The sequence below is a fragment of the Algibacter amylolyticus genome (assembly GCF_014202225.1).
In the GTDB taxonomy this organism is placed as follows: Bacteria; Bacteroidota; Bacteroidia; order Flavobacteriales; family Flavobacteriaceae; genus Algibacter_B; species Algibacter_B amylolyticus.
In genome coordinates this window covers 17,503-31,848 of sequence record NZ_JACHGE010000008.1, presented here as the reverse complement: position 1 = coordinate 31,848, position 14,346 = coordinate 17,503, and the positions used below count along the sequence as shown (strand labels likewise).

At 33.5% G+C, this 14,346-nt stretch carries 13 protein-coding genes; 7 read left to right on the top strand and 6 right to left on the bottom strand.

The window, feature by feature from the left end:
- Nucleotides 1-20: 20 nt before the first annotated feature.
- The 5 genes from HNQ90_RS13845 to HNQ90_RS13825 all read right to left on the bottom strand — a co-directional run bounded on the left by HNQ90_RS13845 (nucleotide 21) and on the right by HNQ90_RS13825 (nucleotide 7,280).
- Nucleotides 21-2,444, bottom strand: coding sequence for a TonB-dependent receptor domain-containing protein (locus HNQ90_RS13845; RefSeq protein ID WP_144117902.1), 2,424 nt, complete (start codon nucleotides 2,442-2,444; stop codon nucleotides 21-23).
- Nucleotides 2,425-3,786 (bottom strand): HTTM domain-containing protein, encoded by a 1,362-nt coding sequence (locus HNQ90_RS13840; protein ID WP_144117903.1) that lies wholly within the window; start codon nucleotides 3,784-3,786, stop codon nucleotides 2,425-2,427. The genes HNQ90_RS13845 and HNQ90_RS13840 overlap by 20 nt, the downstream gene beginning before the upstream one ends.
- Nucleotides 3,787-3,897: 111 nt before the next feature.
- Nucleotides 3,898-4,992, bottom strand: a complete 1,095-nt coding sequence (locus HNQ90_RS13835) for an imelysin family protein (RefSeq protein WP_144117904.1) — start codon at nucleotides 4,990-4,992, stop codon at nucleotides 3,898-3,900.
- 44 nt (nucleotides 4,993-5,036) lie between these two features.
- A complete protein-coding gene (locus tag HNQ90_RS13830) occupies nucleotides 5,037-6,233 on the bottom strand; it encodes a DUF4856 domain-containing protein (protein ID WP_144117905.1) in 1,197 nt (398 codons plus the stop codon).
- Nucleotides 6,234-6,416: 183 nt separating this feature from the next.
- Entirely contained in the window at nucleotides 6,417-7,280 is an 864-nt protein-coding gene (locus HNQ90_RS13825) for a hydroxymethylglutaryl-CoA lyase (RefSeq protein ID WP_144117906.1), read from the bottom strand.
- 109 nt (nucleotides 7,281-7,389) lie between these two features.
- Between HNQ90_RS13825 and HNQ90_RS13820 the strand changes: the two genes are divergently transcribed.
- Nucleotides 7,390-8,325, top strand: coding sequence for a T9SS type A sorting domain-containing protein (locus HNQ90_RS13820; RefSeq protein ID WP_172625921.1), 936 nt, complete (start codon nucleotides 7,390-7,392; stop codon nucleotides 8,323-8,325).
- A gap of 108 nt (nucleotides 8,326-8,433) precedes the next feature.
- Nucleotides 8,434-9,615 (top strand): zinc-dependent metalloprotease, encoded by a 1,182-nt coding sequence (locus tag HNQ90_RS13815; protein ID WP_144117908.1) that lies wholly within the window; start codon nucleotides 8,434-8,436, stop codon nucleotides 9,613-9,615.
- On the opposite strand, the gene HNQ90_RS13810 is transcribed toward HNQ90_RS13815, so the two are convergent.
- Nucleotides 9,616-10,647 (bottom strand): quinone-dependent dihydroorotate dehydrogenase, encoded by a 1,032-nt coding sequence (locus HNQ90_RS13810; RefSeq protein WP_144117909.1) that lies wholly within the window; start codon nucleotides 10,645-10,647, stop codon nucleotides 9,616-9,618. It lies immediately after the preceding gene.
- A gap of 180 nt (nucleotides 10,648-10,827) precedes the next feature.
- Here HNQ90_RS13810 and pepT point away from each other — a divergent pair, with 180 nt between their 5' ends.
- The 5 genes from pepT to rplS all read left to right on the top strand — a co-directional run bounded on the left by pepT (nucleotide 10,828) and on the right by rplS (nucleotide 14,131).
- Nucleotides 10,828-12,072 (top strand): peptidase T, encoded by a 1,245-nt coding sequence (gene pepT / locus HNQ90_RS13805; RefSeq protein ID WP_144117910.1) that lies wholly within the window; start codon nucleotides 10,828-10,830, stop codon nucleotides 12,070-12,072.
- Nucleotides 12,073-12,154: 82 nt separating this feature from the next.
- Nucleotides 12,155-12,379 (top strand): hypothetical protein, encoded by a 225-nt coding sequence (locus HNQ90_RS13800; RefSeq protein ID WP_144117911.1) that lies wholly within the window; start codon nucleotides 12,155-12,157, stop codon nucleotides 12,377-12,379.
- 98 nt (nucleotides 12,380-12,477) lie between these two features.
- The gene (gene trmD, locus HNQ90_RS13795; protein ID WP_092853521.1) at nucleotides 12,478-13,155 is read left to right on the top strand and encodes a tRNA (guanosine(37)-N1)-methyltransferase TrmD; all 678 of its coding nucleotides are present in this window, start codon (nucleotides 12,478-12,480) and stop codon (nucleotides 13,153-13,155) included.
- A 14-nt stretch (nucleotides 13,156-13,169) separates the two neighbouring features.
- Nucleotides 13,170-13,499 carry a hypothetical protein gene (locus HNQ90_RS13790; RefSeq protein WP_144117912.1) on the top strand — a complete coding sequence of 110 codons (330 nt, stop codon included), beginning with the start codon at nucleotides 13,170-13,172 and terminating at the stop codon, nucleotides 13,497-13,499.
- A gap of 281 nt (nucleotides 13,500-13,780) precedes the next feature.
- The gene (gene rplS, locus HNQ90_RS13785; RefSeq protein ID WP_144117913.1) at nucleotides 13,781-14,131 is read left to right on the top strand and encodes a 50S ribosomal protein L19; all 351 of its coding nucleotides are present in this window, start codon (nucleotides 13,781-13,783) and stop codon (nucleotides 14,129-14,131) included.
- Nucleotides 14,132-14,346 lie beyond the last annotated feature (215 nt).

The following is a 14,346-nucleotide window of genomic DNA, read 5'->3' as shown; positions in this document are numbered from 1 at the left end:
TAAAAAAAACTTAAAGCGATTTAGAATTTTATTTGCAAAGTAGTATACCAGTTTCTTGGTGCCGAAGGAATAATTCCAGGACCTGGATAACCGGTTGCTCGTCTTGTAAAATAACTATTATCTAACAGGTTATTTATTCCCGTTTCTAGTTTAAAATTTTTGTAGCTGTAAGACACCGATGCATCTAAAATATCGTATTCTGGAATTTCGCCTACTACGCCACTTTCACTAGCCGTTACCGAGTTTGTAGCATCGGTAAATTGGCTACCTAAATAGCTGTATTGAATATTGGCTAAGATATTTTTATAGCCACCGTTAAGTCCCGTTTTTAAATTTAAATCTGGAACAAATTCTACTTTATTTCCTTTTATACCTCCTTTTTCTGAAGCTGTATATTCCGAGTTTATAACCGAGGTGTTCACAAAATAATTAAGTTTAAAATTGTTATTTAAACCTATAATTTTCTTCAAATTAAAATCAAATAAAGATTCTACACCATACATAACAGCATCTCCAATATTACCACGCTCATTTTTTATCCTACCATCGGTATCAACAATAGTTACAAAACCTATTCTTTGTTTATAGAAAAGACCGAAAACACCTAAATCGTATGACACAGTATTTTTATAGTTTCCACGAATACCAAAATCGGTTGTAAACCCTTCTTCATCTGTAATATCTGGACTAATTAAAAATGCAGGATTATCAATGTTTATATCTGAAAAGGTTACCGAACGGTAATTTTGAGACACGTTACCATAGGCTTCAAAATTGGTATTAGGCTTGTAGCTTAGTCCTAGGCCTAATAAAACAAACGAACGCTCGAAGTTTTGATTATCTTCAACTGTTTCCTCAAAAATAACATTGCCAGCCGCATCGGTATTTATGTTTTTATAAAACCCTTCACTTTGCGTTTTTATATATTCGAATCTAAAACCTGGGGTTACCGAAAACTTATCGGTTACATAAAAAATATTTTCACCAAAAACAGAAGTGTTTAAGTTAGGCAAATCGAATTGCGATTGGCTTGGGTAATTAGGAAACTCATCTGAAGCAAACGAAAAATTAGCATCACTACCATCTGTTCCTGGACCTTGCTGCTGATAGTTGTTGGCTTTGTAAAATTTAGCACCAATTAAAAAGGTGGCATCCTTATTAAACGCTTTGTATTTTGTGAGTAAGCGAGACTCGAAACCAAAATTATTAAAATCGCCTTTTATTAAATCGCGTTCGGTACCAGAATCTACTTGGCTTACTCTATTGGTTCTAAAACCTAATGCATCTCTAGACGCATTTAAACCAAAAAAGTTAAAGGTAAAGTTTGTTTGCTCTGAGAATTCGTGGGCAAATTTTAAATTATAAAGTAGCCAGTTTACCTGAAACCAATTACGCTCGCGGTTACTTTGTAATGGATTTTCATTAAACATAGCATCGGTTAAACCACCTGCTTGCTGCGCTAAGTAATCTAAATAAGTTATTTCGCCTTCTAATTTTGTTTTCTCGTTAAATTGATAGCCAATATGCGCATAGGTGTTTACCGACTCGAATTCTGAATTAGGTCTAAAACCATCACCTTTCTTATAATTAACAAAGGCATAATAACTCAATTTATCTTGTGTACCACTAAAGCTCGTAAAATTAGTGTACAACCCAAAACTCCCCAGTGTATTTCGGGTAATAACCTCTAAAGGTTTGTTTGGGTTAGGCGATTTCATTTTAAAGTTTATTAAGCCACCAAACTGGGTACCGTATTGCAAAGATGCTGCACCACGAATAACTTGAATTTCCGATAATCCCTCGGAAGCTGGCGTATAATAGCTTTCTGGATACCCTAAAACATCGGCACTAATATCGTATCCATTTTGGCGCGTATTAAAATTTGCAGTTCGGTTAGGATCCAACCCACGGCCACCAATATTAAGTTGTAAGCCAGCATCGTCGTTTTGATAAATATTTAAACCTGCTACCTGACTGTATATTTGTCGCGCATTATTTGCCGCCAAATTAGCCATAGATTGCTCTACCAAAACCACCTCGGTTTTTTTACCTGCGTAAATAGCTGTTCCTTCAACATCCTTTAAGCGTTGTAATTCGAAAACACGTTGCTTTCTTGCGGTGATTTCAACTTCGGATAAATTTTGAGTTAAATCCTTTAATATAATTTGTAATTCTGAAGTAGTTTCGGGAGTAATTGTAATTTCTTCAACCTCATATTCAAAAGAAAAAAACACTAGAGTTAATTCTTTTTTATTGGTTTGAAACTGAAAATAGCCTGAAGCATTGGTTGTTGCTAAAACACCTGAAGCCTTATCGTAAACCTTAACATCGGTAATGGGTTGCTTTGTTTCTGAAAAAATTACCGTTCCTGAAACTTCTTGTTGAGAAAACACAGAAACACTAAAAAGTAGTGCTATTATAATTTTAAAGTCCTTTAATGTCATCCTTAAATGGTAAAATCCAATGTTTTGGTTTAAATGATTCTTTTTCGGCGTACAAATTTACGGTTTTATCTATTAAAGGGGTGCTTAATCTGCCATTTAAAGCCACATAACTTTCTACAAACACCTGTACATTTTTATGCCCTTGCCCCGTAAAATGATCGCCTAAGTAGTGTGCGTACTCCAATATAAAATCGGGTTGGGCACTCATTTGCTTTTCTTGAAATGGAGTTAAAAAATCTTTGTTATTCACGTAGAAAAACTCGCCCGTTTCTGAGTTTACAATTTTAAATGTTGAAATACCCATTTTTTCCATTAGCATAACACGCCATGAAAAGCGGTAGCCTTCCTCGCTCCAAAACAATTCGTTTGGGTATAACATATACCTAAAAGGAAGCAACAACTGTACAATAAAAAACAATCCCAAAACTGCAGTTATGGATTTTCTGAAATTATAATAATAAACACTGTGTTGTTCAATTGAATATTTAGAATTTTTAAACGGCACTATACGTTTAATAAAGCTGATAATTTTACGATGTAAACCGGCATCGAAAAAAATTAAGGTAGACACAATCATAATAAACGGAAACATGCCAATTGGAAATAACACGCGAGTAAACACATGAAATATAACCACTAAAGCAAAGGCAAAAACACGCGTTTTTCTGTAAAGTAATAAAAACGGAATACTTAAATCGTATAAAGCACCACTCCAACTCATGGCATAATGAAACCAATTTTGATGCATTAAAGTATCGCCAATAAACGGTAAATCGTATTTTGAAGGCAACCAGATTTTTAAAGGCTGTGCTTTTAGTAACCAATCGCTATTTAATTTGGCTAAACCTGCAAAAAAATAGACTATGCCCAATAAGAGTTTCACACTATCATTAGTCCATTTAGGAATATTGTTATAGCTCTTTTTACGTAACAAACTATCTACCGAAAAATAAGCATTGGCCGGTAAAAAAATCATTAAAAAGCTTAATAAGGATATAAAGTAATAGTGATTTAGATACGTGGTTTTATCCATTAACTCAATATAGGTAAAACTCAAAAAAAACGTGATTATAGCCAACCTATACTTTAAACCAAGTGCCACTAAACAAGCCGAAAGTCCACAAATAACAAAAACCACATAAGTGTAAACGCCTAGTGGCTTAACCCATTCGAAACCATAATACGTAAAGTGAAATTTTGGTTGGATGTAAAGTGTTTCTATCCAACCATGATACCAAAAACGAATTATGCTAAAACACATCATAACACCAAATAAAACACGAAATACAGCCAATTGAGCTGCATTTGTAGTTTTGTTTAGATATGTTTTTATGTTTAACACGCTTTTATAAAATGAAGCCTACAAGATTTTAGAAACCTTACAGGTTATGAAATTACAAAAAAAGGTTGCCTTTTTTAATAGACAACCTTTTTAATAATGTTTATGTTTTATTTAATCGCCATCGGCATCAACGTAATCTACATTAATATTAAATGCTTGCAGCATATCAACCTTTAAAGATACAACTGCTAATTGAAGTGCATCATAAGCTTCAGTCATTTTAGTGTTATCTGTAGTAACTTGACTATAAAAATTATTATCTAAGAGATTAATTTTTTCTCTAGCATTATCAAACCTAGTATTTATTAGGACGGCTAAATCACTTCTATCTAACTCATTTAAATAAGAGCTAAAGCTTTCACCTTTTACACTTAAGGAATAGTATGTTCCATTAAATGTATTTTGAGTTGCCAATAAAGCTTCTAAAGCCAGTGTTTTTGAAACCTCTTGGTTATAAAAAGCTTCCACTTTCTCTGCTAAAGGATCTGTAGAAAACACACCTGCTGGAATTCCAAATTTATTAGCTCTCAGTCCTTTTTCAAAATAAAAAATAAAATCGTTAACAAATTTATTTACAGCACTTGTTGTTGTATTAGACGTTTGACTAATAAACGTTGAACGATATGTAGACGTCCAATCGGTTAAAACGGTATTAGTTAAGCTTTCCATTTGGTTAACTAAATCTGATAAATACGTTTTGTACTTTTCATCTTCATATTTAGCTAAAATATCTGCATCATTACCGGCAACACCATTTAGCATATAATCTACTGCAGGAAAACCTACGGCATCATTATTATTAGCATGTGTTAAATCGTAAGAACCATTAGAAATATTAGTTTCAACATCGGTTGTTGAAACTGGGTAAATATTCATTTGGTATGCATACAAAAGCTCTTCAGCCTTACCAATATTGAACATTTCAACATGTTGCCAAACTTTGTAAGCCTCTAACCAAGATGCTCTTAATTCATCAAGATTCGTTTGATTTGCATCTGCTATGAAGGCATCTTTATCCGTTTTTAATGTTTCTAGTTTTAATGATAGATCTTGAAACGCTGGAATAATAATATTATCGGCCAAATTGGTTAATAAAGCACCACGATTAAAATTATCTGCTACCGTAGGGCTATCATCAGACGACGATGAACTACAAGCTACTACAAGCGCAAGAACTACTGTTGCTAAAAAAAGTTTTTTAATCATTTTGTTTTGCTTTAAATTAAAAACGGTTGCAAAAATAAGGAATATTAATTAGCCGCTGCTTCTGTTGTAAATCCAAATGCTTCAGAAATCTCATCGGACATGGTATCTAAAGTATCTGCAGTTACATCCCAAAAACCATTACCTTCCATAAGTTGCGCTAAATAAGCATCTACTTCAGTTTTTGTTAAATATGGTAAAGTTGTATTAGGTTTTCTTGTAAATTGTAAGCTATAAATAAATCCGTAAGCTTCAGATAAAGCGTGAAATGCAGAAGCATCATCTACACCTAATTTATTTTTTCCAGATTGCAAGTAATACACGGCTCTTACAGCTGGTATTACCGAAATATTTCCTTTAATAATTTCTGCTTGTGCATCACGAACATCATATTCTCCAGCAACAATAGCAGCACGACCTAATTTAAAGGCGTCGTAAATAGTAGATGCTATTCCAGCAAAATCTTCATCGGCTTCAACACGATCTAAATATTCGCTTAAAAATTGATCGACATCTAAAACCGGGTTTGTTGCATCGGCTTCAGCTCCGTATAAATATCCAAAAGCTTCATCCCACTTATGCTCCATTGTGGTGTATGATTTACCTTCTTCTAAAACTGCGTTGTTGTTATCTTCTACATTAGTACCAGCATCTAATACTGCCGAACTTAAATAGTTATTTACTATTTGATCGATCATTAAACCACCTATTAAACCTTTGGCAAAAGCTTGATTATATTCTAATCCTTTGGCGTTTATATAACGTACTGTTCCACCACCTGCTTGTTGTAAAGCTCCTGCAACTCCAACTTCGGCAGTTACACTCCAGCTAGGAAAAACATCGTTTACTTGCTCTTCAATCCAAGTATCAAAATCGGCTTTAATTTCATTTGCCTCTGTAGTATTTGCTGAAAAATAATCGGTTGACGCTGCTACTTTACTTCTTACACTTTTATCTGAAGCGTTTAAATCGGCATCGCTAAAATCGTTTGCATTTTCAACGTGAGCAAACATAGCATCTATTGTTGCTTCTGTATTAGTTTCTACTTTTAATGCAGTTACTACTTCGTCTGCCATTTTAATTCTGGTAGTTTGACCACTATAGCTTACTGTTGAATTACCTTCTCTTGTAAACTCGTAAGTTGAAGGTGCTGTTACTTTAGTTTCTACATTTCCATCATCGTCATTTGAGCATGATTGAAATAAAGCTGACACTACAAATAGACTTAATAATACTTTTTTCATTTTATGTAATTTACCGCCTGTTTAATTTAGACTAATTATAAATAGATTTTTTGAAGTTGCAAATATAAATCTCAAAACACACTTATTCAAGTTTTATTTAGAATAAATTAAAATAAGAATTCAAAACTATATGTATCCTTCTAATTACCAGTAAACTACACTTGTCTGTAATGTTTTTTTTAATTAATGGTAATTCTTGAAAATTTTAGAAGCTTCGTTATAGGCACTTTCAAAACTCATAGCATTTAAACTATTGTTATGTTTTGATGTAAAATAGGAAAGTAGTTTTTCGGTTGGCATATTACCAGTTAACTCATCGGTTGCCATTGGGCAGCCACCAAACCCTTGCACAGCGCCATCAAAACGATAACATCCGGCATTGTAGGCGGCATCAACTTTTTCAAACCATGTTGTTGGTGTAGTATGCAAGTGTGCACCAAATTCTATGTTTGGATATTTAGGAATTAAATTAGAGAATAAATAATCGATACTTTCTGGGTTAGAGGTGCCAACAGTATCACTTAAAGACAAAATTTTAACACCCATAGTTGCTAGTTTTTCGGTCCACTCGCCTACTATGTCTACATTCCACGGATCGCCATAAGGATTTCCAAATCCCATAGAAATATACACAACCACTTGCTTATTGGAAGCATCTGCAATGTTTAAGATCTCTTGAAGTGTATGTACAGATTCGGCAATGGTTTTATGGGTATTACGCATCTGAAAATTTTCGGAAATGGAAAACGGATACCCTAAAAAGTCGATTTCAGGATGTTTACAAGCATCATTAGCACCACGCGTATTCGCTATAATTGAAAGTAATTTACTATTTGTTTTACTTAAATCTAATTGTGCCAAAACCTCAGCTGTATCCACCATTTGCGGAATGGCTTTTGGCGAAACAAAACTTCCAAAATCGATAGTATCAAAACCTACACGCAATAACGATTGAATATACTGTATCTTTTTAGCTGTGGGTATAAATTGCTTTATACCTTGCATAGCATCTCTAGGACATTCAATTATTTTTACTGGTTTTTTCATTATTTCCTATCAGAATTCAACGGTTAAAAATACTATTATTTTTAAGAATGCAAGTTTTAAAATATAAATACGACTCAATATTATGTTACGCCTACTAAAATCTAATTTTATGAGAAATACTATACTCTTACTAATACCTTTTTTAATTAGCCTAAATGATGCCTTTGGGCAGTCCGTAGCAAATTATAATATTTCCATAACCACCATATGGAATACTACCGAACATACCACATTACCCAATAATGCGCATTGGTCGCCTTTGGTTGGTGCTACCCATAAAAACCCCAATGATATTATAGAGTTTGGAGTTCCTGCACCTTCAACAAACGGTATAAAAGATGTTGCCGAAATTGGCGTTAACACTAATTTTGAAAATGAAATAAACACCTTAATTTCCGCCGGAAATGCTAATCAATATTTAGAACAGGCTTTTGCTCCTTTTGCTGGTAATAATAGTACGGCTTCTTTAAATAATATTGAAATTAGTGAAGATTTCCCGTTAATTACATTGGCATCTATGGTTGCACCTAGTCCCGATTGGTTTATTGCTATTAACAGTTTAAACCTGCGCTCTGGCAAGAACAGTATAAATAACGGCTGGAAAGACACGTTTACCTTAGATGTTTTTGCTTACGATGCTGGTACCGATTCTGGAACAGAATACACATCAAATAATATCATTACAAACCCAAGGGAACCAATTTTCATGCTTTCGGGTTATCCTATTAATGGTAATAGAATGGCTAGTATAACATTTCAATATAATACATCCACTTTAAGCAGTTCACAAAAAGCTTTACCTGAAAATATAAAAATATACCCAAATCCTTCCAATGGAAAAATCACCATTTCGAATATTCAAAATTTAGCAATTAATACGGTAAAAATTTACAGTGTTTTGGGAAGTAAAATTCAGGAGGTAATAGTTGAAAATAGTCCATCAAAACTAGATTTCGACTTATCAAACTTAAAAAAAGGCATCTATTTAGTACGTGTAACCATTATTAATGGTAACCATACAACTCGAAAATTGATAATTAACTAATATGTTTTGTAGTTTTTATTAACCTAAACGATTATAAATTAGCGTTCACCGTTTTTATTCTTTGGTAACGGAAGGAGCACATACATTTGATTAAAATGTTTTGCCCCAATGAAACTTTTAATCCATAGAAATTACCTCGTATTCCTTTCAATAGTTCTGCTTACGTCTATTGCCTACACTCAAAATGAGACAGAAAATCAGTGTGGAACTGTTTCTACAACAGAATCTATAAACTTTTATAACAGTATAAAACCTCAACTAAAGGCGTTAGAACAAGATTTCATTCAAAAGAAATTAAGTAAAAAAGAATCTTCAAAAGAGCTCTTAAACTTAATTCCCATTAAAGTCCATATTATTAGAAATTCTGATGGTTCTGGCGGACTAGATAGTTCTAATCTTGAAAATACAATGGCCAATCTTAACGAAATCTATGCAAAGGCATATATGCAGTTCTATTTGTTTGAAGACATTAATTTTATTGACAACAATGCATTAGAACATTTTAATAAGAAAAATGAGAAAAGCTTAATAGAAGCAAATTATGTTTCTAACATTATTAATATATATTTTATTGACTATGTTGAAAACGAGCTAGAAGAAAGTCTTTGTGGCTACACCAATAGTATTGGAAAAAACAACGTAATTGTTATTAAAAACAGTTGTGCTACCAACGATTCTACTTTGGCTCATGAAATGGGACATTTTTTCTCTTTAGAGCATACACATGGTACTAGTAATACCAAACAAACTACCGAGTTGGTTGATGGCAGCAACTGTGATACCGATGGCGATGGTATATGCGATACACCTGCAGACCCAAAACTCTCTAATAATACTGTTAATAATTTTTGTGAGTACACAGGCAATCTAACCGATGCTAATGGCGATTATTATAAACCAGATACGGGAAACATCATGTCCTATTCACGAAGAGGTTGCCGGAATCATTTTACCGAACAGCAATTTGCCAGAATGCATGCCTATTACAAGCTTATTAAAGATAGAATTACAACACCTATAACAGATTCAGATCCTGTAAACGATGCCACTATAAATGCATTATCGGAAGTTACATTATACCCAAACCCAGTGGCTAACGGCTCTATTTTTATAAAAGGGTCTCTTAATGATAATGCACTCCGGTATCAAATTATTAATTATCAAGGACAAATCCTTGCTAAGGGCATCACATCCAATAAAGCCATTAATGTAAACGAACTAGCCGCAGGAGCTTATTTGTTAATTTTAGAGGATTCTAAATCTAGAGTAATTAAAAGATTTATTAAATAATTATCTATTAAGTAGTGCTTTGTTAATTGATTTAATAAGACTTGGTCCTTCGTAGATAAAGCCTGTATAAACCTGAACTAAATCTGCACCAGCATCAATTTTTTCAAGCGCACCTTCTGCCGAATGAATACCACCAACACCTATAATTGGGAAAGCCTTATTACTTTTTTCTGAAAGATATTTTATAACTCGAGTACTTTTTTCTTTTACGGGTTGTCCACTTAAACCACCGTTTCCAATTTCTTCTAATCTTTCTTTTGATGCTTTTAAACCACTTCTATCGGTAGATGTATTACTTGCTATAACACCATCAAGATTGGTTTCTTTTACTAAATCGATAATTTCGTCTAGTTGAATATTATTTAAATCTGGAGCTATTTTTAAAACAATTGGCTTTTGTTTACTAAACGTTTTGTTTGCGTTTTGCACAGCACCAATTAACTCTAGTAAATAATCTTTATCGTTAAGTTTAGCATGACTACCAACATTTGGGCAACTAACATTAAGCACAAAATAATCTACATAAGGATGCAGCGCATTAAAACACGTTAAATAATCTTTGGTATAATCTTCTGGTTTGGTATCGGTGTTTTTACCAATATTACCTCCAATAATAAGTTTACCTTTATTTTTTTTAAGCTGAACAATAGCCGCATCAAGCCCTTCATTATTAAACCCCATACGGTTTATAATGCCTTGATCGTCTTTTAATCTAAATAATCGTTTTTTCGGGTTTCCGGTTTGTCCTTTTGGCGTTACCGTACCAATTTCAATAAAACCAAAACCAAAATTGGCTAGTTCGTTGTACAAAACTGCGTTTTTATCGAATCCTGCTGCTAGTCCTACTGGGTTTTTAAAAGTAAGTCCCAATAATTTTCGTTCTAATCTTTCGTCTTCAACCACATATAAGCGTCTAAAAAGACTTTTAAAACCCGGTATTTTAGACGTAAACTTTACTAAATCGAATGTGAAATGATGAATTTTTTCTGGATCGAAAGCAAAAAACAGAGGGCGAAGTAATAATTTGTACATCAATGTATTTATTTGAAGGTATCTTCCTTTTGCAGAAACACAAAAACCAAGATAATTTCATGCAAAAATAGGTTGAAATCTTCTAAATAAAAAATTAGACAACACGAAGTTAATCAACCGTAATAATTGTAAATTAGTTGCTTGAAAAATAACTCTTTTCTTTCTAAAAAATTCATGTACATGATTTCGAATGCACACATTATAAAACGTTTTGTAAGTTACGTTACAATTGATACAGAATCCGATCCTAACTCCCAAACAACACCAAGCACAGAAAAGCAATGGGATTTAGCAAATAAACTTGCCGAAGAGCTTAAGGCTATTGGCATGCAAGATGTAAACATAGATGAGAACGCATATATAATGGCTACTTTACCAAGTAATGTAGATCACGATGTGCCAACAATTGGTTTTATTTCTCATTTCGATACGTCGCCAGATTTTACCGGGGCAAATGTAACCCCTCAGATTATTGAAACTTACGACGGTAAAGATATTATTTTAAATGAAGCTGAAAACATAATTCTATCGCCAGATTATTTTGAAGACTTACTACAATATAAAGGACAAACCTTAATAACTACCGATGGGACTACGCTATTGGGTGCCGATGATAAAGCTGGTATTTGCGAAATAGTTTCGGCTATGGAATATTTAATTCAGCATCCAGAAATAAAACACGGCACCATTAAAGTTGGTTTTACTCCAGATGAAGAAATTGGTAGAGGTGCACATAAATTTGATGTTGAAAAATTTGGCGCAGATTGGGCGTACACCATGGATGGTAGTCAAATTGGCGAATTAGAATACGAAAATTTTAACGCCGCAGGAGCGGTTGTAAAAATAAAAGGTAAAATTGTGCATCCTGGTTATGCCAAAGATAAAATGATAAACTCCATGTATATTGCTACCGAGTTTATAAATTCCTTACCCCGCTTGGAAACCCCAGAACATACCGAAGGCTACCAAGGTTTTTTCCATTTGCATAATATTGAGGGTGATGTAGAAGAAACCACCTTACATTATATTATTCGCGATCATGATATGGAACATTTTGAGGCACGTAAAGAGGTTATGGTAAAACTCACCAACGAGTTAAATACCCAATATGGCAGAGAAGTTATTTTTACCGAAATTAAAGACCAATACTTTAATATGCGCGAAAAGGTAGAACCTGTAATGCATATTGTTGATATTGCCGAAGAAGCCATGAAACAACTAGACATTGAGCCTTTAATTAAAGCCATTCGTGGTGGTACTGATGGCTCTCAATTAAGTTATATGGGTTTACCTTGCCCTAATATTTTTGCTGGCGGACATAATTTTCATGGACGTTTTGAGTATGTACCAGTAGAAAGTATGATAAAAGCAACCGAAGTGATTTGTAAAATTGCGGAGTTAGTGGCTTTAGAGGATTATAAATGATTTAAACGCGTCTTTAAAAAGATTTCAGAGGCCATAAAAAGATAATCCCAACTATTTCAATTTTTACTAATAAACTATTACTATGAAATTAAACTTACTATCATGCGATGCTCAAAGGCCAGATAAAAGGGCAATAGCCAAATGTATTGAAGAGATTTCATTAAGTATAGGTGCGTCTTTATCACATGAACTTACAGATATCCTTTTAGAAGGCGACGCGGTCGATATCGAGGTTAAGGATAAAAACTCGGGATCTGCGTTAAGAGCTTTACGAAAATTAGATATAGATTATGAAATTTTAGAGTAAACTAAAGCCCAATAAAACGTACTTTTTCTCGTAATCTCAATTCAAATTATAATAGGTATAGAACAATTAAATTATCTTTGCCTTTTTAAAAAGCAAACATGCGCATAGATATTATAACCGTTTTACCAGAATTACTAAAAAGTCCGTTTGAAGCTTCTATTTTAAAACGTGCTATTGATGCTGGTTTGGTAGAAGTCCATTTTCACAACTTAAGGGATTACGCATCAGACAACTATAAATCTATAGACGACACACAATTTGGTGGTGGCGCTGGTATGGTAATGATGGTGGAGCCTATAGACAAATGTATTTCGGCTTTACAAGCAGAACGCCATTACGACGAAGTCATTTATATGACTCCAGATGGCGAAACTTTAAAACAAGGTATTGCCAACCATTTATCGATGAAAGAAAACATAATTATTTTATGCGGTCATTATAAAGGTGTGGACCAACGTGTGCGCGATCATTTTATAACACGCGAAATTTCTATTGGCGATTATGTATTATCTGGTGGCGAGTTAGGAGCTGCTGTATTGTGCGATTCTATTATACGTTTAATACCGGGTGTATTGGGCAATGAAACCTCTGCCCTAACCGATTCGTTTCAAGATGGATTATTAGCACCACCTATTTATACAAAACCTAGAGACTATAAAGGTTGGAAAGTACCCGAATTATTGTTTGGCGGTAACTTACCAAAAATTGAAAAATGGCGGGAAGAACAAGCCTACCTAAGAACTAAGGAGCGCAGACCAGATTTATTGGACGATTAAACCAACCAGAAAACATGGATAATATACAAATGCAATTTGCTATAGCAGGTATAATTAATGGTCTTGTACAACTCATTATACTAGTAGCAAGCATAATTATTCTAGTTAAAAAAAAGAGTACAGCAACAGTATTCTTATGTGTTGGAAGTTTACTTAATATTATTGGTTTTGTTGGCGGATACATTTATAATGCAATTGCCGCCCAAAACGGAACAGAAGCCATACTTAATGCCCAAGTTACACTGCATTTTTTTAACGCCTTTTCTATTTTTATTTTTGGAGTTGGTTTATTACTATTAGCTTTAAATCATTTTGGTAAGCATAGCACAGATAGACTTAACTAAGCAACTAAAGGCTTTTTTTCTGTGCTACACTGTGTTAAGGATAGTAGCGGCATCCTTTTGGTTTACTAAAAAACCAAAAGATATAGCGGATAGCCTGACTTTTTGCTTTTACCAAACATAAAGTTTACACGTATTATAATGCAAAAAGAAACACCCAAAAAAAATATAAATAAAACGTTGCAGGTTACTAATTAATAGTTATTTTTGCACCCAATTTCGGGTTAACCTCTGGCGAGAATCGTGAATGTTGTTCTGAATTAATTATAATTAAATTTAAAGATATGGAATCTTTAGTAAAATTTGTACAAGACGAGTTTGTAACAAGAAAAGATTTACCAGAATTTTCAGCTGGTGATACAATAACAGTATTCTACGAAATTAGAGAGGGCGAAAAAGTACGTACGCAGTTTTTTAGAGGTGTTGTAATACAAAGAAGAGGATCTGGAACTTCAGAAACTTTTACAATTAGAAAAATGTCAGGAACTATTGGTGTAGAGCGTATCTTCCCAGTTAATTTACCTGCATTACAAAAAATAGAAGTTAACAAACGTGGTAAAGTACGTAGAGCACGTATATTCTACTTTAGAGGCCTTACAGGTAAAAAAGCTAGAATTACAGAGCGTAGACGTTAATAACAGTTTACCTGCATTAGCAGTATTTAAAAGCCTTGAGACCTCTCAAGGCTTTTTTTATTAACTATTGTTAATAAGTACGGTTGATAACTAGTTGATATCTAAATTGTTAATAATTTGTTTTTATTGAATTGTGATGGTATATTTACTACAGAAATAAATGACAACCTTGGTTGGTTTCGCTTCAACAACGAATTTGCATAACTTTCTAAATA